A 20,470-nucleotide genomic window follows, 5' to 3' on the forward strand; every position below is an offset into this window, starting at 1 on the left:
GCCCGCCACGGCGTGGCACCCGACCGCCGCTCACCAGGCCGTCAGATGTCGAACTCGCCGGCCGCGACCCCGAGCAGGAACGCCGCCCACTCCTGCAGGGTGAACCAGAGCGCCGGGCCGTCGGGGTCCTTGGAGTCGCGCACCGCGATCCCCTCCACCTTGGCGGCCTCGACGCAGTCGCCACCACCCTCGCTGAAGGAGCTCTTCCGGAAGCACGCTCCGTCGATCCGCACCCAGCTCGTGTTGTTGTCGTCCATGACCATCTCCCTTTCTCGGCGGGCGACCTCTTGTCGCCGTGCACGAGCAACAGTCCCCTTCTCACCTGGGCGAACGGCTGGGCGAGTCACAGGGCGGCCGGCTGGGTGAAGCGCTGCCACCCCGACTTATCAGCGAAAGGAACACGCGAATGGTGAGGTTCCGGTTATTCGGCGCAGTCGAGGCGCAGGTCGGCGACGCGCGCATAGACCTGGGCACCGAGCGGGAACGGCGGCTGCTGGCCGGCCTGCTGGCCGCCAAGGGCCGGGCCGTCCAGCGTCAGAAGCTGCTCGACTGGATCTGGGACGACGTTCCCGACTGCGCCTCCGGCGACCTCGACAAGTTCATGACCAGACTCCGCAGCCGACTGGACGGCATCGGCCTGGGCCAGGCACTGGTCAGCAAGGACCGGTTGTGCCGGCTCGACGTACCCGCCGACGCGGTCGACGTGCATCGTTTCCGCGCGCTGGTGGCTCAGGCCCGCGACGCCGACGACCAGCGCGCCGCGGACCTGCTCGGCGAGGCCCTGGAGTTGTCCGACGGTGAGCCGCTCGCCGATCTGCGAGGCGAGGTGATCGACGGCTACCGGCACGCGCTGAACGAGGAACGCTACGCGGCCGAGCTGGCCTTCGTGCAGCTGGAGCTTCGCCGGGGCCACCATCACGAACGCATGGCCGACGTCGCCCGGCTGTTCCTGGAGCGGCCGGAGGACACCACCGTCGCCGGGCTCCACATGTACGCCCTCCACCTCGCGGGCAGGCAGGCCGAGGCGCTGCGGGTCCACGACGAGCACCGCCGCCGGCTCAAGGCCATCGGCCTCGACGTACCACGACCTCTGGCGGAGCTGCACGAACGTATCCTCCGCAACGACGAGCGCCTCCGGCCGGTCGCCGGCCAGTGGCCGGTCCGGCCCGCCCACCACGCCGGTCCGCCCCTGCCGGCGGCGGTGCTGCCGGTGCGGGCCACGGAACTGGAGGCCGCCCGCGACTCGCCCGATCCGGCGGACGAGGCCGGGCGGATCCTGGCCGAGCAGCACCTGGCGGTTCTGGTCGGCGACCCCGTGGAAGCCCGCACCGCCGCGCTCCGTCTGCTCGGGGACCGGTCCCGGGGCGATGGGTTCACAGTGTTGGACGTGACCCAACACTGGGACCGGCCGAGTGGCGCGCTGCTGCCGCCGCCACGCGACGCCTGCGGTTACCTGCTGACCCTGAACGACACGGCGACCGACCGCCCTGACGTGGCCTTCGCCGAGGATCTGCTGACCCACGCGGGCCGGCTGGCGGACAGCGGGTCCTACCTGGTGGTCACCGTCCGCCCGGAACTGTGGCGCGACTGCTGGCCGGCGGCGAACGCCGTGACCGTACGGCTCACCCGGCCGGTCCCGGCACCACCCGTCCCACCCGACCGCGAGCACCTCCGGCTCACCGATCCCGACGGCCGCGTGTCGCTCTACCCGTTGCGCGACGGCCGCACCCCACGGGCTCGGGTGAGCCTCGGCCGGGCGGTTACCGACGATCCGCCACCGGACATCGTGCTGGCCTCCGGGGGGCCCAGCATCGTGGGGAGGCGCCACGCCTGGATCGAGCACAGCGACGGCGGATGGTGGCTCGTACGGGCCAGCAAGAACGGACCGTTGATCCGCCGTCGCGGCACGACCCGCACCGAGCGCGTCGAGGACCGCTCCAGGATCAAGGACGGCGACGTGATCATCGTCCAGGTCGGAGCGTCCGCGGACGGTCAGCTCCGCGGCTGGCGGCTCGAGTTCCGGGACCCACTCGAAACCACGACGTCCCGAGGTGATGATCAATGACGACCACCCAGTACGGCCAGGAGTCGAGCCAGCCGACCCCCTCCTTCCCGGCCAGGCGAAAGCCCCGGACGTTCGTGATATCGGGAATCTTCGCCCTCCTGCTCACCGGGCTCGCCTCGCCGCTCGGGCTTCTCGGCCGGCTGCCGGTCATCGGCGCGCTGCTCGACCGTGGCGGGGCGGTCAGCGGGATCGCGGTCCTGGTCGTGGCGATATCGCTGTGGACGGTGCTGTTCGCCGTGGCCCGCCTGATGACCGGTTCTCAGGAGCGGCAGGCGGTGGCCTTCGTCCGCGGCCAACTCGTCTCGGCGCCGTCCACGTCGCAGGCGGCCGATCTGCGCGGGCTGCTGGTGACGCAGTTGCGCGACTCACCGCTCCAGAACTGCCTCATCGCGCGACGGGTCGAGTCGCTCGCGGACAGCGCCGACGCCGGACAGGACGGCGCCACGACCGCCCTGTCCGCCCGCTCCGAGCTTGATCACGCTCTGGGCGAGGTGCTGTACGTCCCCGCGCGTGCGCTGGTGTGGGCACTGCCGGCGCTGGGATTCCTCGGTACGGCGTCGGAGATGTCGCGTGCCGTGGGAGGGCTCGGCAACAGCGTCGGGGCGACGACGGGGTATGCCGACCTGCGCAACACCCTCGTCTCCGAGGTCATCCCGCCACTCGCCGACGCGTTCGGGGTGACGCTGTTCGCGCTGGGCGCCGGCGTTCTCTGCCATCTGCTGCTGACCTGGACCAACTCCCGGGAGCAGCGCATCCTGCTCGAGGTCGAGGAGGCGACGACGGAGATGCTCGCCCTGATCCCGGGAGCGCCGCCGGCCACCCCCGCGGCCTTCAACGGCGAGATCGGCAGGCTGGTCAGTGAGCTCCGCGTGACCAGGGGGGTCATGCAGGAGTCCGCGAACCGGGTGGCCACGCTCGACGTCGGCCGGCTGGCCCACCTTGAGCAACTCCAGCAACTCGTGCCGTTGCTGCATTCGGTCGATCAGCGCCTCGACCAGATCCGCACCGAACTCACCCGGGAGCTCGTGATCACCCGCCCCGGCGCCCACACGCCCCGGAGCTGACGCGATGACCACGACACCGGTATTCGTCCGGCGGCGCACGCCGGGCACCGAACACCCCGTCGAGCTTCGCTTCGTCGACATGCTGCTCACCATCATCGCCACGCTGATGGTCGTGACGATCGTGCTCAGCGTGGTCAGCGCCATCAGCGGCAGCGGGCAGCCGGACGTCGCGCCCAGCATCACGACCCGCTCGGCGCCGGAGGCCATCGTGGGACGTCCGTACCGGCTGACCCTCGCCGTGGAAGGGGGCGACGGCGAGTACACCTGGCGGGCGGTCGGCGGCACGTTGCCCGCCGGGCTGCGGCTGAGTACGGACGGGGTCATCGAGGGAACACCGGCCCGTAAGCAGACGAGCAGCGTGAGCGTACGGGTCAGTGACGGCTCCGGCCGGCTCTCCGAGGTGCGGGAGCTCGGCCTGAGCGTCCGTCCGTCCGGGGCGGGAGCCGTCGAGCCGCTCCCGCCCCGCGTCATCGGTCCGGTGACGCTGCTCGACGGCGCGGTGGCCGGCCGGTTGTACACCTACACGTTCACCGCCGGCGGCGGGCGCCCGCCGTACCGGTGGAGCGGCAGCGCGCTGCCCGACGGGCTCCAGCTGGCACCCGACGGGATCCTCGCCGGCCGCCCTACCGCCGGCACCTTCACCTTCACCGTGACCCTGACCGACGCCGGCGGCGCGACCGCTCGCCAGCAGGTCCGGCTCGTGGTGAAGGAGGCGCCGGACTCGCTGTTCTGGCAGGTGCTCGACTGGCTGGTGACGATCGTGACGTGGATCGGATACCTGCTCTTCGCCCTCACCATGCTGACCCTGCTGCTGGGCACTCCGGGGTCGGGGCCACGAGAGGGCCTGCTGACAAGGGCCATCAGAAGGTTCAGGGAGTGAGAGGTGACGTATGGGCCTGGTGACGGGCATGGAGTTCCCCAGCGGCGAGACCGTGGTGGAGGTGCGCCACGGCGGGTTCGCCGAGGTCGGCGTGTGCGAGGACGGTTTCGGAGGAATGAAGGTCGTCAAACGCATCAAAGACGAGGTGCTGGCCAGGGCCGGTGAGGCGGTGCTGGAGGCGTTCTTCCAGGAATGCCAGATCTGGGTCCACCGGCTCGGCGGCGCCCCACCGGAGGCGCACATCGCACGCGCGCATTACGCGCTGCGCAGACTCGACGACCTCGGACCGGTGCTCTACCTGTCCTACGTCGACGGACCGCCGCTGGGCGACCTGACCAGGCAAGGCCGGCAGTCGCTCAGCCAGACCGTCCGGATGGGCGCCCAGATCGCCTCGGCGATCGCGTACGCCCACGAACGCGACGTGCGCCATCGCGATCTCAAGCCGAACAACATCCTGCTCACCTCGGGCAACGAGATCCAGCTCATCGACTGGGGGCTCGTCAGAGCCCAGCACGCCACCGAGCTGACCGCGGGGGTCGTGGACTACTGGTCGCCGCAGCGCCGCGCCGATCCGTTGCTGGACGACCCCGGTGACGACATCTACGCGCTGGGCGTCATCCTCCACGAGTGCCTGACCGGGCGGTACCCGCGCGAGCGGGCCGCCCTCGCCCACCTCCGCAGCGACCTCACCGCCGCCCAGCCCACCGCCCCGGCGCACGTCCTCGACCTCGTGTGCCGGATGCTCGCCCCGTCACCGGCTGAGCGCCCGGCGGCCTGTGACGTGAAGGCGGTGCTCGGCGCCGCCGACCTGCGCGCCGACGTGCTCGCCCGGGAAGCCGAGCACGCCTTCTGCCGGTCATGTGGGTACGTGGCAGGTGAGCCGGCGACCACCTGCCCGGTGTGCGAGAGCCAGATGTACGAGCGGTACGCCACCCCGCCGCGCGAGGGCATGGTGCGGGTGCCGCCGGGCGTCTTCGTCCACGGGCTGAGCGAGAACCAGGCCCGGCAGGCGCTGATGGCGGCCGGCATCGACGCCGGCACGCAGAACCTGAGGATGCTGGCCCCGCTCGACGACCCGCCGCGCAACGTGTTCGTCCCCGGGTTCGACATCGACATCACGCCCGTGACGAACCAGGCGTACGCGGAGTTCGTCGAAGCCACCAACTACCCCGCGCCCCCGGACCTGCTCGCCGCCTGCGCCACCATGCCCGATCATCCGGTCGTGCAGATCACGTGGCGGGACGCGCTGTGCTACGCGTTGTGGGCGGGAAAGAGACTGCCTCGACCGTTGGAATGGGAGAAGGCCGCACGGGGCGACAAGGACGACCGGACCTACCCGTGGGGGGACGTGTGGCAGGAAGACCTGTGCAACCACCACCGGTACCCGTCCAACGACTTCCGCACCACCAGCCCGGTCACCACCTTCGCCGGGGGACAGTACGACGGCCGGTCGCCGTACGGCGTCGCGGACCTGGCCGGCAACGTCAGCGAATGGGTCTCCCACAGCCGGGCGACCCAGGCCAAGGGCCGGGACGCCGAGACCCGCGCCGTCTGCGGCGGCGGCTGGAGCGACCCGGTCGCCGCCTTCGGCGCCGTGTCGGCGCAGAGGGCGGCGGAGATCGACTACAAGAGCGAGTCGGTGGGATTCCGGTGTGCCGCGGACATCTCGTACGAGGAAAGGCCGGTCTCATGGCATGGTCCGGAGGCCGGGAGTGCTCACTCACCAGTCGGCTATCAGGCACCGAGTCTGCCCCAAGAGCATCCTCAGTAGCTCCCATTAGAGGTCGGGGAACTCGATCTCGGGTTTCTCGCCGGTGTCGAGCAGGAAGTACCCGAGGAACGTCACACCCTCGTCCTGCGCGTCGAACCGTGCGATCCGGACGCCCTTGGGCTCGTAGAACGCATCCCCGGCGCGGAGCACGGACGCCGGTTCGCCCTCGATCTGGTAGACGACCGAACCGGTCTCGATGCTGCCGAACACCGGGCCGTTGTGGATGTGCAGGCCGCCGGCGTGGCCGGGCGCGATGGTGATGCGCCGGATCTCGACCCGGTGGGTGTGCTGAGGCGTCGCCAGGGGTTGGTCGAGCAGTACTGTGCGGTTGACCGGCGGGATGTCCTCGCTTTCGTCGGCGCCGCCGCAGTGGTACTCGCTGTCGGTGACCGGAGATCCGGCCTCGGTGCCGGTGCCGTCGTGCGGGATCGGTTCGATGGCCAGGTGGGTCATGGCGGCGGTCGGGGTGGCGCCGTGCCAGTGCCATTCGCCGGGTTCGATGTGCACGGTATCGCCGGCGTGGATGGTTTCGACGGGGCCGCCGCGGCGCTGCACGCGCCCGGTGCCGGCGGTGACGATGAGCACTTGTCCGAGCGGGTGGCGGTGCCACACGGTGCGGGCGCCGGGCGCGAAGTGGACGCTGTCGATCTGGGGGGTCGCCCCTGCGTCAGGTGTGGTGACCGCCTCGACCCGAGCGTCGCCGGTGATCCATCGGGACGGAGCGGCGACGCTGGTGGCGGGCCCTCGGGATATGCGCATGGTGGCGTGGTCCTCTTTCCGCGGTGGCTACTTGACGGTGTGGGCGCCGATGAGTGCCAGGATGCCTGCGACCGCCTGGTCGAAGGGTTCTGTGGTACCGGCGGCGCGGGCCAGGACGTATCCGCCCTGCAGTGCCGCGACGATCGCGGACGCGGTGGCGGCCGGGTCCAGGTTCCGGTCCAGTTCCGCGCGGTTCAGGCCCTCGGCCACAACCTCGGCCAGGCGGGCGCGCAGCCAGGCGAACGTCTCCTCGACCGGCGCTCGAAGGGCGGGAGCGGCCATGACGTCGGGGTCCTGGGTGAGTCTGCCGATGGGGCAGCTTCGTAGCACGTCGCGCTCGCGGCGCAGGTACGCCGAGATGCGTTCGACGGCCGTGCCGGGGGCGGACAGTTGCGCGTCGGCGGCGGCGCGCAGTTCGTCGGCGGTGCGGCGGATGGCGGCGAGTGCGAGCTCTTCTTTGCCGGTGAAGTGGTGGTACATGCTGCCCTGACCGGCACCGGCGCGCTGCTGGATGGCTTTCGGGCTGGTGCCGACGTAGCCGCGTTCCCATAGCAGCTCGCGCGTGCTCTCGACGAGTCGTTCCCTGGTGCTCACCCGGATAGTGTACATACTAATAGGTACAATCTCGCAAGGCCGCTGGATCGCCTGCGTTCGGCTGTTCGTCAAGGTTCACCCGCCGCCGGCACGGGGCGCGCGCTTGTCGCGTACCTCGTCGGCGACGGCCTGCGCCTGCTTGTCGGAGCTGACGTAGGTGAACGCGACGTCGGCGCCGTGCTCGGCGAGCAGCCGTACGGTGGCGGCGAGGTGTTCAACGAGACCAACAAGGACGAGGTCCTGGACGACGTCACGACCTTCATCGACCGCGCCCTGCCCCAGACCTGACCCTCCCGGCCCCGGCCCCGGAGTGGCGCGGAGTCAGTCCACGGCCAGCCAGACGTGCCCCGAGCCCCGCGTACGGGTCAGCTCGATCTTCCAGCATCCCGGCTCGGGGAACACGAACCCGGTGCCCCACTCCTGACCGGGCCGCCGCCAGGTGGATCCGCCGTGCTCCTCGGGCCCCCAGACGAGCGTGGCGGCGGCGCCGCCGGGCAGCGTGGCCTTGACGCGCAGCGGCCCCTCACCGGTCATCCGCCACACGATCTTGATTTCGTCGCCATGGCGGATCGGGGTCCTCTTCACGAAGAGCAGCCCCCACAGCTCCGCGTCCTGAGCCGTGCCCTGGACCTCGGGGAACCCTCCGTCCGGCGGCGCCACGGCGTCCTTACACCCGCCGCTCCGGCCGGTGCCCGGGGGCGTGCTCACGGCGCCGCTCGGGGCCGGGGTCGTCACGCCGGTCGGCACGCCGCCCGGGGTCGCGCTCGCCACCCCGGTCGGCACGCCGCCCGGGGTCGTGCTCGCCACGCCGCTCGGGGCGGGGCCGGAAGCGGGCGCCGCGGTCGAACATCCGGCCAGGACGACCGCCGCCAGCACGGCCGCCCCGCATGTCAGCCACCTCATGATCGAACCTCCTCACCCTGTCTACTTCTGATCGGCCCGGAAGGTTGCGATGAATTTCCCGCCGTGGCCGGGTCTTCCTGTCCGAGGAGGCGATGATGGGAGAGCAGAATCGGGCACTGGCCGCCGGTGTGGCGCTGCTGGAGCGGGCGATCGAGTACGCCGTGGGTAGCCTGCGGGTCGTCACGCCGGACGTGCTCTGCCGGGGCACACCCTGCTCCGGCTGGAGCCTGCAGCGGCTGCTCGACCACGTCGACGACTCGCTGCGGAGCCTCAACGAGGCGGCGGCGTCCCGTGCCGTCGAGCTCTGCGGGGCCGCCGCTCCCCGGCCGGCGGCCGTCAATCCGGCCCTGCTCCTCAGGGACGACGCGACTGCGGTGCTCGGCCTCTGGACGGCCCTGCTGGCCGACGAGCCCGTCTCCATCGGCGGATGGCATGTGTCGAGCCCGATGGTGGCCGCGGTCGGCGCCATCGAGATCGCCGTGCACGGCTGGGACGTGGCCAGGTCGTGCGGGGAGCACCGCCCGATCCCGCCCGCGATGGCCGAGGAACTGCTGGAGCTGGCAAGGGTGTTCGTCACGCCCGCGGACCGCCCGGGCAGGTTCGCCGCGCGCGTGGTCGTTCCGCGCCAGGCGCCCGCGCAGGACCATCTGCTCGCCTTCCTGGGCCGCGACCCGGACTGGCGCGCACACCTGGGGACATGACCCCGGCCATGGACATGCGGGCGCGGCGTGCTTTCGTCCATGAACGGGAGATCTCGGGTGTTCCGCGTGGAACGGCCCCTTAGAGAGGGAAGCGTCGTGGGCGCCACCCGAGGCAATCGAGCGCCGCCCATCCCACCAAAACCACACAAAACGCCGTACGATCGTGCTGTACAGAGCAGTCACCCGGACATGACTCTCCGCGAACCCCCAACGATCCATCCGATACGGTGGGAAGATCGTAAGTGGCCACCGGTCACCACCGGACCATCACACGGGGCATTCCGTGTCATAGGGGGGCGGATATCCGTCCGGCCCGGTCGGCGCGGCGACCCGGCGGATCGCCGCGGCCAGGGCCGAGCAACGTGGTGGCGACGACCGTTCTTCGTGCGGCCGTCGCCACCACCCGACCCGGCTGGTCGCCGCCACCCGATCCCGATGGCCGGGCGTCAGGGATCCTCGTGCAACGTGGCCAGCACCTGCTCGCCGTATTTGGCCAGTTTGTTCTCGCCCACGCCGTTGACCTGGCTCAGCTCCGCCAGCGAGGACGGCGATCGGGTGGCGATCTCGCGCAGCGTCGCGTCGTGGAAGATGACGTAGGCGGGCACCCCCTGCTCCTTGGCGGCGGCGGCGCGCCAGGCGCGCAGGCGTTCGAAGACCGGCGCCGCCTCCTCGGGCAGCTCGGCCGCGACCTGGGCCTTCGCCGGCGCGGTCCTGGCGCGGGCCGGGCGTAGCGTGTCGCGGCGCAGCGGCACCTCGCGCCGCCCCCTGAGCACCTCCGCGCTGCCGTCGGTGAGCACCAGCGCGCCGTGGTTGGGCTCCACCGCCAGCAGCCCCTGGGCCAGCAGTTGCCGCACGACCCCGTGCCACTCCGCGTTGCCCAGATCGGCCCCCACTCCGAACACCGTCAGCGTCTCGTGGCCGTGCTGGAGCACCTTGGCGGTCTTCTTGCCGAGCAGGATGTCGACCGTCTGCCCCACGCCGAACTTCTGGCGCCGCTCCTTGTCGAGCCGCCACACGGTGGAGAGCACCTTCTGGGCCGCGGTCGTGCCGTCCCACGACTCGGGCGGCGTCTGGCAGGTGTCGCAGTTGCCGCAGGGCTCCGAGCTCTTCTGGCCGAAGTAGTCGAGCAACATCATCCGCCGGCAGCCCACGGTCTCGCAGAGCGCGAGCATGGCGTCGAGGTGGTGCACCTGGCGGCGGCGGTGTGCTTCGTCGCCCTCCATGGCCATCCGCCGGTGTTGCACCACATCCTGCAGGCCGTAGGCCATCCACGCGGTGGCGGGCAGGCCGTCGCGCCCGGCTCGCCCGGTCTCCTGGTAGTAGCCCTCCACCGACTTGGGCAGGTCGAGGTGGGCGACGAAGCGCACGTCGGGCTTGTCGATGCCCATTCCGAACGCGATCGTGGCCACCACGACCAGCCCGTCTTCGCGCAGGAAGCGGGCCTGGTGGGCGGCGCGCGTGCGGGCGTCGAGACCCGCGTGGTAGGGCACCGCGGCGATCCCGTTGGCGGCCAGGAACTCGGCGATCTTCTCCGCCGAGGAGCGGGACAGGCAGTAGACGATGCCCGAGTCGCCCGGATGCTCGGTGCGCAGGAAGTCGAGCAGCTGCCGCTTGGGCTCGCTCTTGGGGAGGATGCGGTAGTGGATGTTGGGCCGGTCGAAGCCGGCGACGAAGTGGCGGGCCTCGTCGAGACCGAGCCTGGCGGAGATCTCGGTGCGGGTGGCCGGGGTGGCGGTGGCGGTCAGGGCGATGCGCGGCACGTCGGGCCAGGACTCGCGCAGCTTGGACAGCTCGAGGTAGTCGGGGCGGAAGTCGTGACCCCACTGCGCCACGCAGTGGGCCTCGTCGATGGCGAAGATCGAGATGTCACCCTTGGCCAGCAGCCGCAGCGTGGCATCGACGCGCAGCCGCTCGGGGGCGAGATAGAGCAGGTCGAGCTCGCCCGCCAGGAACTCCGACTCCACCAGCCGGCGCTCGTCGAAATCCTGTGTCGAGTTGAGGAACCCCGCCCGCACGCCGAGCGCCCGCAGTGCGTCGACCTGGTCCTGCATCAGCGCGATGAGGGGCGAGACGACCACCCCCACACCGCGTCGCACCAGGGCGGGGATCTGATAGCACAGTGACTTGCCGCCGCCGGTGGGCATGAGGACGAGCGCGTCGCCGCCGGTCACGACATGGTCGATGATCTCTTGCTGACCCGCCCTGAACGAGTCGTAGCCGAACACGCGGTGGAGGACCTCGAGGGGTGTATCCATGCGGCTACCTTACGTGTTCGGGGGACGGCTTTTCGTGAGTTCGCCGACGGCGATCGGAAGATCAGGCGGGTGCCTCGCCGGCACGCTCGCGCCGGTCGGCTCGCTCCACGGTGAGTCACGTGATCCCGTGGCACGGTCGTCGCGGCTCCTCCCCGGAGCGGGGGACGCGGATCACTCCCGCAGGGGAGTGTCCCAGGTTACGGCCCGGTGAGGATGGCTGTCATGAGCACTGACACGCCCCCGAGCCGGCTCACCGTCTGGGCCGGCCACACCATGATCCTCATCGCGGCGCTGCACACCGCCGTGTTCGCCGGCCTTGCCCCCTGGTCGAGCTGGTTCGCCGGTGACCTGCGCAACCGGACGGGAAGCACCGAATCGCTGACGACGTTCTGGGCCCTTCCTGGCGGGTTCGTCGTGGTCCTCGTGCTGCTGGGGCTGCTGGTGTCGCGGATGGGGAGACAGGGTCAGCGGGTCCCGGCATACGTGGGCTGGGCGATGCTCGGGTGGGTGGCGCTGGCCGTCTTCCTGATCGGGCCGAGCGGGTTCCTCGGCGGGCTCATTCCCGCCGGACTGCTGATCGCGGCGAGTCTCACCGCCAGGCGGCCGGCCTCCGCGAGCAGGCTCCCGTCGTAGGGCCGGCCGCCACGGTCGACGTCGTCTGCCGCGATGACTTCGCAACCGGTCGATGCGCTGCGCAGGCGGGCCTGACGAGGGCGACCTCCCCGGCGGGTGAATGCCCGGAACGCGTAATAGAGCACGCCCTACCCGGCGGTCTGGATGATCGCGAGTGCCCGATCAGTCGTACAGCGGACGACGCGCCCATTCCTTCATGTGGCGGCAATTCGTGATAAAGGTCACGTCGCCGGGAATTGCATTGTCCTATATGTGTGAACGGCTAATAGCGTTGTGTCATGGGACATTCCTATGTAGTAACCGGTGGCGGACGCGGTATCGGCCAGGCTGTGGTCGAACGGCTGCTCGGCGAGCGGAAGAGCTCGCTCCGGAGGTACCGGAATGAGAACGCCCCGCACCCGGACGGGTGGCATGTCCGCCCCCACGGCGGGTAAGAGGTGGTCACCGGTGTGAGGTGATCGCGATGAGTCTCTCCCCAAGGGAGCGCCGCATCCTCGCCGAGATCGAGGGTGCCCTTGAGCAGGAGGACCCCGAGCTCGCCAGGCGCGTCGCCGAGATCAACAAGGACGCCCGCGGCGTGCGCAGGCGGGTGCCCCGCGCCTGGATGATCTACCTCGCCGCCGCCGTGGTGATCGTGTCACTGCTGGTCGCCGTGTTGGCTACCTGACCGGCGGCGCAGCACCACCAGGTCGACGGCGGCGACGACGGCCACCGCGGCGGCGATCGCGGCCTCCCAGCGCCAGACCTCCTCGCCCGTGCTCATGGCGCGTACGAGGAAGAACACCCCTGCCACGACGGCGACCACGAGTGCCACCCACGACAGGATCCGCCGGGCGCGCAGCGGGCTGCGCGCGGTCACCGGCTCCGTTCCTGAGCGGTCGCGCAACCACATGACCCCATCTCCTCCCAGCGGCTCGAAGGGCTCAGGCCAGGCATCTCAGCGCCGCGACGACGCGCGGGTCGACGCCGATCGAGGCGGGCAGCCGGCCCACCGTGGCCTCGACGAACTGCGCGGGCGACAACGTCGCGGCGACTCCGTCCACGGACGCCCGGATCTGCCCGGCCGCCTGCTCGACCTGCACCTCGGCCTCCTGCTCCACCAGCACGAACCGCCCCACGGCGACCCGCCACGCTGTCCTGCCCTCGGCCTCGCCGGCGGGCACGGGGGCGCCGACGTCGTCGGCGTGGGTGGCGTACTCGGAGTCGTAGTGGAAGGCCTGCAGGCCGTTGGGGTAATGGCCGGCCATCGTGTCGAGCGGGGCGTCGGGGCCGAGCTCCCGCATGCGCCGGCGCGTCTCGCCGTTCTTGACCCGCCACTCCTCCAGGACCTCTCCGACGGGCAGCTCCCGGCGCCTGCGCACGGACCACTCGTTGAAGTCGTTGTAGCCGCTCACGCCTTCCGCGGACAGGCGGGTCAGCAGGTCCTGGACGGTCCCGTCGAGGCATGCGTGGTTGTACAGCTCCTCGCCCGCCAGGTGGCCCAGCACGTCGCGGACGGACCAGCCGTCGCAGCGCGAGGGACTCGACCAGCCGGCCTCGTCGAGCCCCGAGAAGAACCGGTCGAGCCGGGCCGCCTCGGCGTCGAGGATGTCGAACGGGTCGTAATCCTTGAGCAGGTCGTGAGCCATACCCCGGACGCTACCCGTCAGGTGCCGGCTTTCACCGCCATGGAGCCGAGGGCCGTCTTGACACGGGCGTATTCGCCGGCGCAGGAGGGCGCCCGCTCGGCGGGGACCCAGCCGCCCCTGGCGATCTCGGCGTGCCTGGCGGGGTCGGAGCCGTACAACAGGCAGGCGAACGTGGCCGACTGGGTCAGGCCCGACAGGTGGTCGACGTCGGTGTGCCCGGCCAGCAGGTGGCGGGCCTCGGCGGCGGACACCACGCGCTTGGGCGCGTCGGCCGCGAGCGTGAGCGCCGCGAACTGGTCGGCCTGGCCTTCGTTGTCCGGCATGCCGTTGAGCGTGGTCAGGGCGTGGCCGAGCTGGTGGTGGAAGAGCATGCTCAGCGCGCCGTCCATGCGGGCGGCCGCGGCTTTCGCGTCGACCTCCTCGGTCTCCGCGATGCCCTTCATCGTCGTACGCACCTTGTCGACCAGCTGGTAGCAGATCGTGATGCGGCGCTCGGCGTGATCCCAGATGGCCGTGGGAGAGCCGCAGTCCTTGGCGACGACCTTGACGGGCTGGGGGACCCGGATCTCGGTCTTCAGCGCGCCGCTGTCCTTCAGGAGCTTCCTGGCCTGCTCGGCGCGCGGCGAGCCGGCGGGGTCGTAGCGTACGGACACTTCGGATGGAGGGGCCGTCCCGAGCGTGCTCGTCATGCTCAGGACGAGGGCGATCACGGGATGCGGCATCCGGCGGCTCCTTCGGGGTCGATCAACGCAATGGGGTAGTCCATGCAACATTCGCGTGATCGATAAACCTCGGATCGTGCACGAATCCGGAAAGCCTGAGGCCCGGTCCCCCGACAGGGGACCGGGCCTCAGATGGTTGAACTACCAGTGCCAGCCGCGGTAGACCCGCACGTAGTCCGTGCGGCTCGTGGTCGGCTGGAGCTCGCGGTCACCGCGGTAGACGGCCTTGAAGCTGCCGCTGCGGTAGGCGCGAACCTTGCCGTAGAACTTGCCGTGCCGCCCGGTCCTGGCGGAGTCGACCCACTTCCAGGCGCTGGAGCCGCTGGCGCGGTGGTAGATGCTGACCCGCTCGCCGCGGACGCCCTCCCACCGGCCGTCGTCGGCCTGGAGCTTGCCGGAGAAGTAGATCGACCGGCCCTTGCGCACCTTGTACGGGGACGCGTTGAACCGGGTGATCCGGGTGTCGGCCCGGCCCTCGCGGACGTCCACGTAGAAGTACGCGGAGTCGGTGGCGATCCGGCTGCCGTCCTCGTCGTAGGCGACGGCCGTGGCCTTCCACTTGCCCTCGGGGTCGTTCTTGTTGAAGGCGATGGCGTAGCGCCAGCCCTCGAGGTCGTCGACGCCCTTGGTGCGCATGGTGCGGAACTTGGAGCTTGCCGGCTCCACGCTGAGCACGACCTTCTCGACGTCGCGGCTGGCGCCGACGTCGAAGTACGCCTTGGTCTCGGAGTTGCCCTTGACCACGACGGGGTTCGGCGAGATGTCGCGGATCCGAAGCTCGGTGTCGTAGGTGGTGGCCGACGCCACACCCGCGCCGGACACGAGCATGGTGCCGCCGGCGACGGCGGAAATGAGGCCTGCTGTGATCTTCTTCATGAGGGTGCTGATTCCTCTCCCCGTATTGACTTCCAGAACCGGCCCGGGGTGCCGGCTCCTCTACTGCTTAGAGGCACTCGTTCGGGAAAAGGTTGGCCCAAGTTTCGAGAAAATTTTTGATCACGCTTTAACCTGCACTTATGCGGGAAAAAAGTCTGTTTGGGTGACTTGAGCCACTACAGTTTGAGGTCATGACCGACGTCTACACCCTGGGCGAGCCGCTGGGCGTCGTCTCCAGCGGCCGCGTACGCCACGAGAGCGAGGCCAGGCTGGACGTCTGCGGGCCCGAGTTCACCCTGGCGATCGCCCTGGCCCGGCTCGGGCACCGGCCCGCGTACCTCGGCAAGGTGGGCGACGACGAGCTGGGCGCCAGGGCGCTCACCGTGCTCAAGGGCGAGGGCGTGGACGTGCTGGACATGCGCGTGTCCGAGGGGCTGCGCACAGGGCTGCTCCTCAGGGAGACGCGCGTCGGCCGGGACCCGAGGGCGGCTCAGTACCGCGCCGGCTCGGCGGGCTCGCGGCTGGCGCCGGGCAACGTGCCCATCGACCGGATCGCCGCGGCCAAGATGCTGCACGTCACCGGCCTGACGGCCGGCCTCGGCAGGGAAACGCTCGAGGCCGTGCGGGTCGCCGTGAACGCCGCCAGGAACGCCGACGTGATGATCTCCTTCGCCGTCGAGTACGTCCCGGACCTGTGGGCGTCCGTACGCGAGGCCGAGGACGTGCTCGGCGAGCTGGCCTGCCGCTCCCACCTGCTCTTCCTCCGCCAGAACGAGCTCGATCTGGTCAAGCCCGCGCTCACCCCCGAGCGCGAGGTCGTGGTGGACCGCGGGGCGAAGGGCGCGAGCGTACGGGCCGACCGCATGCGGTACGACGTGCCCGGCTGGCAGGTGCCCGTCGTGGACACGTCAGGGGCGGGGGAGGCCTTCACCGCCGGTTACATCAGCGCCGCGCTCGACGGCCTCATCCCCCAGGAACGCCTGCACCGCGGGGCGCTGCTGAGCGCCGCCGCGGTGACCAGCGCGAGCGACTGGCAGGGCCTGCCCACCAGGTCGGACCTCACCTGACAGGAAGGCGCATCACGGATCGATGTCCAGGGTGAAGGTCGAGGTCGTGTTCCTGACGTCCTGGGCGTTGCCGGAGAAGCGCAGGCCGTTGAACGTGGCCGACCCGACCGCCGGGCCCTGACCGGGTTCGGGCAGCTCGTTCACCCAGATGCCGAACCCGGACTTGGCGTCGAAGGCGTCACCGCTCTTCTTCGCCCCGCTGATGGACACGTTCGTGAAGATCGTGTCCTCGATCGGGTTGAGCGGCGCCGGACCCTGGTAGCCGGTCTGGAACATGATCCCGCTGTACGTCGGGTCCACGATGTCCAGGTTGCTGACGCGGATGCCCTGGAACTTCTTGGACGCGGAGAACAGCCACATCGCCGGGAACGTCTGCTGTCCCCAGAAGTGCCCGCCGGCCCTGACCAGCGAGATGTTCTCGAAGACCGTGGGCGGGTCGGCCCCGAACCCGTGCATCGGGATGCCGAAGTCCAGTGAGCTGATCGTGACGCCGGAGTACACCAGCGTGTCGGCCACGTGGATGTTCCTGAACGTGTTGCCGTAGCCGCCGTAGACGGCCACGCCCGCGGCCCGCCACGTGAGCAGCGAGGTCAGGTTCTCGTAGACGTTGCCGTGCTGCTCGCCCGCGTTGTTGTCGGTCGCGGAGAACAGCGCGAAGCTGTCGTCGCCCGTGGACCGGGTCTCGACGTTGGTGACGTGGTTGCCGGTGCTGCCGTTGGTCATGTTCAGGCCGTCGGCGAACACGTTGCGGATGCGCGAGTTCCTGATCGTCATGTTGTCGGTGTTGGAGCCCCAGTACATGCAGATCTGGTGCTCGACCCAGATGTTGTCGATCGTCATGTTCGCCACGTTCGTGAAGTCGAACACCTTGCCGGGGCCGTCGATGCGCGAGGTGTAGTTGCCGAAGTAGGCGAAGTTCGCGAACGTCGTGCCGTTGGCCGTGGCGTCGGCCCGGAAGCCGATGTCGGTGTTGGACTGCCCCGAGGGCGCGTGGAACCTGGTGAACCACGGGCCGGCGCCGACGATCCTGATCGCCTTGCCGTACACCTGGAACTTGCCGGAGGTCTGGTAGTCGCCCGCGGGCAGGTAGACGCCGGCCAGGCCGGCGTCCATGCGGGCCTGGTCCAGCGCGTTCTGCACGTCCTGGTGGGAGAACCCGGCCGGCACGGCGTACGTGCCCGGGTCGGGGTTGGCGACCGGGGCCACCTGCTCCAGGTCCACGAAGTCGATCGCGTACGTGGAGCCGTTGGCCGCGTCCTTCTGCAGCCTGATCTTGCTGCCCGCCGGCACGGTGGAGCCGAGCATCAGGTTCGCCTCGTCGTAGATGTGCCGGGGCGGGCCCGAACCGGGATCGTTGCCGGGACTCGCCTCGGGACCGTAGAGCCAGGCGTAGCGGGAGGTCAGGTCGATGGCCTTGTGGAACGTGCCGTCGACGTAGACGTTGAGCGTCGAGTCGATGCCGCCGCCGCCCGGGGCGTCGGGGATGGAGAAGCGGGTGACGAGGGTGTTGGCCGGCGCCTTGGTGGTGAACTCGACGTAGGCGCCGGTCCTGTCCAGCGTCACCGCGCGCCGCCCTGACGCCTCGCCGGCGGTCGTGCCGATCTCCCTGCTCGGGCCGACGCGGGTGGCGCCGCCGCCGAGCACGGCGTCCTCGGCCTCGTAGGTGTCGTACGGCATGTTCGCGCCGCGGCCCACGAACAGCGGCAGCGTGCTGGTGTTGTTGTCGCGCCGGACCGGCAGTTCCTCGGGGTCGGCGGCGAGCACGGTCTTGACGGTGTACCTTCCGTCAGCTGCGGTCCAGGTGCCGAGGTTGACCGGGGCGGTGGTGGCGCCGGGGGCGATCACACCGGTCGCGGAGCCGGTCAGCGTCCTGATGACGTCGCCGGAGTCGTCGGCGACGGTGAGCGTGACGCCGTGGGAGCCGCCGCTGGAGGCGACCGTGCCCTGGTTCCTGATCGCCACGGTGAACGTCACGGTGGCGCCCGCGGAGGGGTTGCCCGGCGTCCAGGAGACGGGGGAGGCGACCAGGTCGGCCGTGTCGGCGGGCTTCACGCTCAGCGTGCCGGTCGTGGCGTTGTTGGTTTCGTCCTGCTCGGTGACCTCGCCGTCCTCGTCCACCCTGGCGGACAGCTCGTGGGTGCCGGCCGTACGCGTCCCGACGTCCGCGGACACGGTGGCCGACGCCCCCGCGGCGAGCGCGGCCACGTCGGCGCTGCCGGCCTTGTCGTCGCCCACATAGAAGTTCACCGTGGTCGCGGCGGAGCGTTCGGTGCCGGCGTTCCTTACCGTGGCCGAGAGCGTGACGTCGTCGGTCTCGACCGGCGACGCGGGCGAGGAGGTGAGGCCCGACACGGTCAGGTCGGGGTTGGGCGCGGGCGTGCCGTAGATCTGGAACTCGGCGATCTGGCCGCCGGGCGCGCCGGAGTTGGCGGTGATCGTGAGCCGGACGTCGGCGGCCCTGCCGGTCACGGGGATGGTGACCGCGTTCCCGGTGGCCGGGTCGAAGGTGTAGGTGGCCTGGGGGACGAGGCTGGTGAAGCCGGTGGCGCCCTGCGCGCGGCCGAGGACCTGGATGGCCTGCGTACGCCTGGCCCAGGCCTGGGCGGGGTCGAGCTTGAGCGTGACGGAGCGCAGGTCGGTGTCGGCGCCGAGCTTCACGGTGAGCGTGCCGGGGTGGGCGGCGCCCTCCCAGTACGTGCTCAGGTCGTCGTCGTTGGCGTTGGCGGCGACGTAGGTGTGGGTGTGGGAGGAGCCCTCGACGGGCTTTCCGAGGGCCAGGTTGGCGCCGTCGCCAGGGTCGCCGGGCCCGTCGGGGCGGGTGCCCCAGATCTCGAACTCGGACAGTTGCCCGGCCGGCCAGCCGGTGTTGGCGGTGAACGCCAGCCGGACGTAGCGGGTCCTGGCCTCGGTGAGGGCGATCGTCGCGGTGGGCTCGAAGGTGTACGTGGCCGAGCCGGCGAGCGTGGTGAAGGTCGTGCCGTCGGCGCTGCCCTGGACGGCCAGCGTCTGGGTGCGGCGGGGCCAGCCGGCGGGCAGCTTGAGCACGAGCCTGCTGACGTCGGCGGCGGCGCCGAGGTCGACCTGGATCCACTGCGGGAAGGCGTGGTTGGCCGACTCCCAGTAGGTGGCCTGGTCGCCGTCGGTCGCGTTGGCGGCGCGGTAGACGTCGGCGTGGCTGCTGGCGGTGGCGGTCTTCCCGGCGGCGAGGTCGGTGTCGGCCACGGCGTGCGCGGGGGCGGCGAGGAGTCCGGTGAGTAACGTGAGGGCGGCGATGAGTGCTCTCATGGGGGTGGCCCTTCGGGTCAGGCGGTTGGCCGAACCATAAGATGCCGAGCAGATAGCCGCAATATTTCGACGATGTTTCGCAAGGAATTGACTGGCTCCCGTGGTGCCTTCCAGGCCCTCGTTGCTGGTCAGGACAGCCCTTGTCCGTCGAAGAACACCAACAAGGCGCTGCAAGCGACAGCGTTCGATTCACGTAAGCCGTTGCAAGCGCTTGCGTTCCAGGCCGTATAGTTTGCGCATGACACGACGACTCGCAGAGGTGGCCAAGAAGGTCGGGGTGAGCGAGGCGACCGTGAGCCGCGTGCTCAACGGCAAGCCGGGGGTGTCCGACGCGACCCGCGAGGCGGTGCTCACCGCCCTCGACGTGCTCGGCTACGAACGCCCCACCCAGCTGCGCGGCGACCGGGCCCGGCTGGTCGGCCTGGTGCTCCCCGAGCTGCAGAATCCGATCTTCCCCGCCTTCGCCGAGGTGGTCGGCGGCGCCCTGGCCCAGCAGGGCTTCACCTCGGTGTTGTGCACGCGCACGGTCGGCGGCGTCTCCGAGGCCGACTACGTCGACCTGCTGCTCCAGCAGCAGGTCAGCGGCGTGGTCTTCGCCGGCGGGCTCTACGCGCAGGCCGACGCCGCGCACGGGCACTACGAGCTGCTGCACGAGCGCAAGCTGCCCACCGTGCTGGTGAACGCGGCCGTGGCCCGGCTCGACTTCCCGCAGGTGTCCTGCGACGACGTGGTGGCCGCCGAGATGGCCGTCGCCCACCTGCGCGCGCTCGGCCACGAGCGGATCGGCATGGTGCTCGGGCCGAAGGACCACATGCCGTCGCGGCGCAAGCTGGAGACGTTCCTGTCGGAGGGATGCGATCCCGAGCTGGTCGAGCACACGATGTTCTCGCTGGAGGGCGGGCACGCGGCCGCGGCCCGGCTGGTCAGGCGCGGCGTCACCGGCGTGGTCTGCGCCAGCGACCTGCTCGCGCTCGGCACCATCAGGGCGGCCCGCCGCGCCGGGCTCGCCGTGCCCGCGGACATCTCGGTCATCGGCTTCGACGACTCCGCGCTGATGAACTGCACCGAGCCGCCGCTGACGACGGTCCGCCAGCCGATCGACGCCATGGGCAGGGCCGCGGTGGACCTGCTGGTCGCGCAGATCGACAAGGCGGTCGTGCCCGCGGACGAGCTGCTCTTCGAGCCCGAGCTGGTGGTGCGGGCCTCCACGGCCCGCGCCCCCGGCGGGGTGCCGTTGACGCGAGGCCGTTCGTGACGTAGTCGTTAT

General features: G+C 70.7%; 19 protein-coding genes. 9 read left to right on the top strand and 10 right to left on the bottom strand.

Annotation, left to right across the window (positions count from 1 at the left end):
- Nucleotides 1–41 precede the first annotated feature (41 nt).
- Nucleotides 42–257, bottom strand: coding sequence for a DUF397 domain-containing protein (locus ABGA98_RS29545; RefSeq protein WP_347621679.1), 216 nt, complete (start codon nucleotides 255–257; stop codon nucleotides 42–44).
- 149 nt (nucleotides 258–406) lie between these two features.
- Between ABGA98_RS29545 and ABGA98_RS29550 the strand changes: the two genes are divergently transcribed.
- From ABGA98_RS29550 to ABGA98_RS29565, 4 genes are read left to right on the top strand one after another with little or no spacing between them, the layout of a single operon-like run.
- Entirely contained in the window at nucleotides 407–2,065 is a 1,659-nt protein-coding gene (locus ABGA98_RS29550; protein WP_347621680.1) for a BTAD domain-containing putative transcriptional regulator, read from the top strand.
- Nucleotides 2,062–3,129: a hypothetical protein gene (locus ABGA98_RS29555; protein WP_347621681.1), complete on the top strand. Its 1,068-nt coding sequence runs from the start codon at nucleotides 2,062–2,064 to the stop codon at nucleotides 3,127–3,129. The genes ABGA98_RS29550 and ABGA98_RS29555 overlap by 4 nt, the downstream gene beginning before the upstream one ends.
- Nucleotides 3,130–3,133: 4 nt before the next feature.
- Nucleotides 3,134–4,009 (top strand): putative Ig domain-containing protein, encoded by an 876-nt coding sequence (locus ABGA98_RS29560; protein ID WP_347621682.1) that lies wholly within the window; start codon nucleotides 3,134–3,136, stop codon nucleotides 4,007–4,009.
- Nucleotides 4,010–4,019: 10 nt separating this feature from the next.
- Nucleotides 4,020–5,780, top strand: coding sequence for an SUMF1/EgtB/PvdO family nonheme iron enzyme (locus ABGA98_RS29565; protein WP_347621683.1), 1,761 nt, complete (start codon nucleotides 4,020–4,022; stop codon nucleotides 5,778–5,780).
- Nucleotides 5,781–5,786: 6 nt separating this feature from the next.
- Here ABGA98_RS29565 and ABGA98_RS29570 read toward each other — a convergent pair whose 3' ends face one another.
- The 3 genes from ABGA98_RS29570 to ABGA98_RS29580 all read right to left on the bottom strand — a co-directional run bounded on the left by ABGA98_RS29570 (nucleotide 5,787) and on the right by ABGA98_RS29580 (nucleotide 8,036).
- Nucleotides 5,787–6,539 (bottom strand): cupin domain-containing protein, encoded by a 753-nt coding sequence (locus ABGA98_RS29570; RefSeq protein ID WP_347621684.1) that lies wholly within the window; start codon nucleotides 6,537–6,539, stop codon nucleotides 5,787–5,789.
- A gap of 27 nt (nucleotides 6,540–6,566) precedes the next feature.
- On the bottom strand, nucleotides 6,567–7,133 hold the full coding sequence (locus ABGA98_RS29575) for a TetR/AcrR family transcriptional regulator (protein WP_347621685.1): 567 nt from the start codon (nucleotides 7,131–7,133) through the stop codon (nucleotides 6,567–6,569).
- Between the two features lie 321 nt (nucleotides 7,134–7,454).
- A complete protein-coding gene (locus ABGA98_RS29580; protein ID WP_347621686.1) occupies nucleotides 7,455–8,036 on the bottom strand; it encodes a hypothetical protein in 582 nt (193 codons plus the stop codon).
- 95 nt (nucleotides 8,037–8,131) lie between these two features.
- Between ABGA98_RS29580 and ABGA98_RS29585 the strand changes: the two genes are divergently transcribed.
- Nucleotides 8,132–8,737: a TIGR03086 family metal-binding protein gene (locus ABGA98_RS29585; protein WP_347621687.1), complete on the top strand. Its 606-nt coding sequence runs from the start codon at nucleotides 8,132–8,134 to the stop codon at nucleotides 8,735–8,737.
- A 446-nt stretch (nucleotides 8,738–9,183) separates the two neighbouring features.
- Here the strand turns inward: ABGA98_RS29585 and recQ are convergent, their stop codons facing one another.
- A complete protein-coding gene (recQ, locus tag ABGA98_RS29590) occupies nucleotides 9,184–10,992 on the bottom strand; it encodes a DNA helicase RecQ (protein WP_347621688.1) in 1,809 nt (602 codons plus the stop codon).
- Nucleotides 10,993–11,214: 222 nt separating this feature from the next.
- On the opposite strand from recQ, the gene ABGA98_RS29595 reads away from it, so the two are divergent.
- Nucleotides 11,215–11,625, top strand: a complete 411-nt coding sequence (locus ABGA98_RS29595; RefSeq protein WP_347621689.1) for a DUF6463 family protein — start codon at nucleotides 11,215–11,217, stop codon at nucleotides 11,623–11,625.
- Between the two features lie 463 nt (nucleotides 11,626–12,088).
- Complete coding sequence (locus tag ABGA98_RS29600; protein WP_347621690.1) at nucleotides 12,089–12,292, top strand: DUF3040 domain-containing protein; 204 nt, start codon at nucleotides 12,089–12,091, stop codon at nucleotides 12,290–12,292.
- Here ABGA98_RS29600 and ABGA98_RS29605 read toward each other — a convergent pair.
- The 4 genes from ABGA98_RS29605 to ABGA98_RS29620 form a co-directional block, all read right to left on the bottom strand.
- Nucleotides 12,263–12,517 carry a DUF6343 family protein gene (locus ABGA98_RS29605; protein ID WP_347621691.1) on the bottom strand — a complete coding sequence of 85 codons (255 nt, stop codon included), beginning with the start codon at nucleotides 12,515–12,517 and terminating at the stop codon, nucleotides 12,263–12,265. The genes ABGA98_RS29600 and ABGA98_RS29605 overlap by 30 nt on opposite strands.
- A 31-nt stretch (nucleotides 12,518–12,548) precedes the next feature.
- Nucleotides 12,549–13,253, bottom strand: a complete 705-nt coding sequence (locus ABGA98_RS29610; RefSeq protein ID WP_347621692.1) for a maleylpyruvate isomerase N-terminal domain-containing protein — start codon at nucleotides 13,251–13,253, stop codon at nucleotides 12,549–12,551.
- Nucleotides 13,254–13,270: 17 nt separating this feature from the next.
- Nucleotides 13,271–13,975 (bottom strand): DUF4344 domain-containing metallopeptidase, encoded by a 705-nt coding sequence (locus ABGA98_RS29615; RefSeq protein ID WP_347621693.1) that lies wholly within the window; start codon nucleotides 13,973–13,975, stop codon nucleotides 13,271–13,273.
- A gap of 141 nt (nucleotides 13,976–14,116) precedes the next feature.
- The gene (locus ABGA98_RS29620) at nucleotides 14,117–14,851 is read right to left on the bottom strand and encodes a hypothetical protein (protein WP_347621694.1); all 735 of its coding nucleotides are present in this window, start codon (nucleotides 14,849–14,851) and stop codon (nucleotides 14,117–14,119) included.
- A gap of 191 nt (nucleotides 14,852–15,042) precedes the next feature.
- On the opposite strand from ABGA98_RS29620, the gene ABGA98_RS29625 reads away from it, so the two are divergent.
- Nucleotides 15,043–15,918, top strand: coding sequence for a sugar kinase (locus tag ABGA98_RS29625; RefSeq protein WP_347621695.1), 876 nt, complete (start codon nucleotides 15,043–15,045; stop codon nucleotides 15,916–15,918).
- A gap of 12 nt (nucleotides 15,919–15,930) precedes the next feature.
- On the opposite strand, the gene ABGA98_RS29630 is transcribed toward ABGA98_RS29625, so the two are convergent.
- Nucleotides 15,931–19,203 carry a discoidin domain-containing protein gene (locus tag ABGA98_RS29630; protein ID WP_347621696.1) on the bottom strand — a complete coding sequence of 1,091 codons (3,273 nt, stop codon included), beginning with the start codon at nucleotides 19,201–19,203 and terminating at the stop codon, nucleotides 15,931–15,933.
- A 238-nt stretch (nucleotides 19,204–19,441) separates the two neighbouring features.
- Here ABGA98_RS29630 and ABGA98_RS29635 point away from each other — a divergent pair, with 238 nt between their 5' ends.
- Nucleotides 19,442–20,458, top strand: coding sequence for a LacI family DNA-binding transcriptional regulator (locus ABGA98_RS29635; protein WP_347621697.1), 1,017 nt, complete (start codon nucleotides 19,442–19,444; stop codon nucleotides 20,456–20,458).
- Nucleotides 20,459–20,470 lie beyond the last annotated feature (12 nt).

The sequence above is a fragment of the Nonomuraea sp. B1E8 genome (genome assembly GCF_039871515.1).
GTDB lineage: Bacteria > Actinomycetota > Actinomycetes > Streptosporangiales > Streptosporangiaceae > Nonomuraea.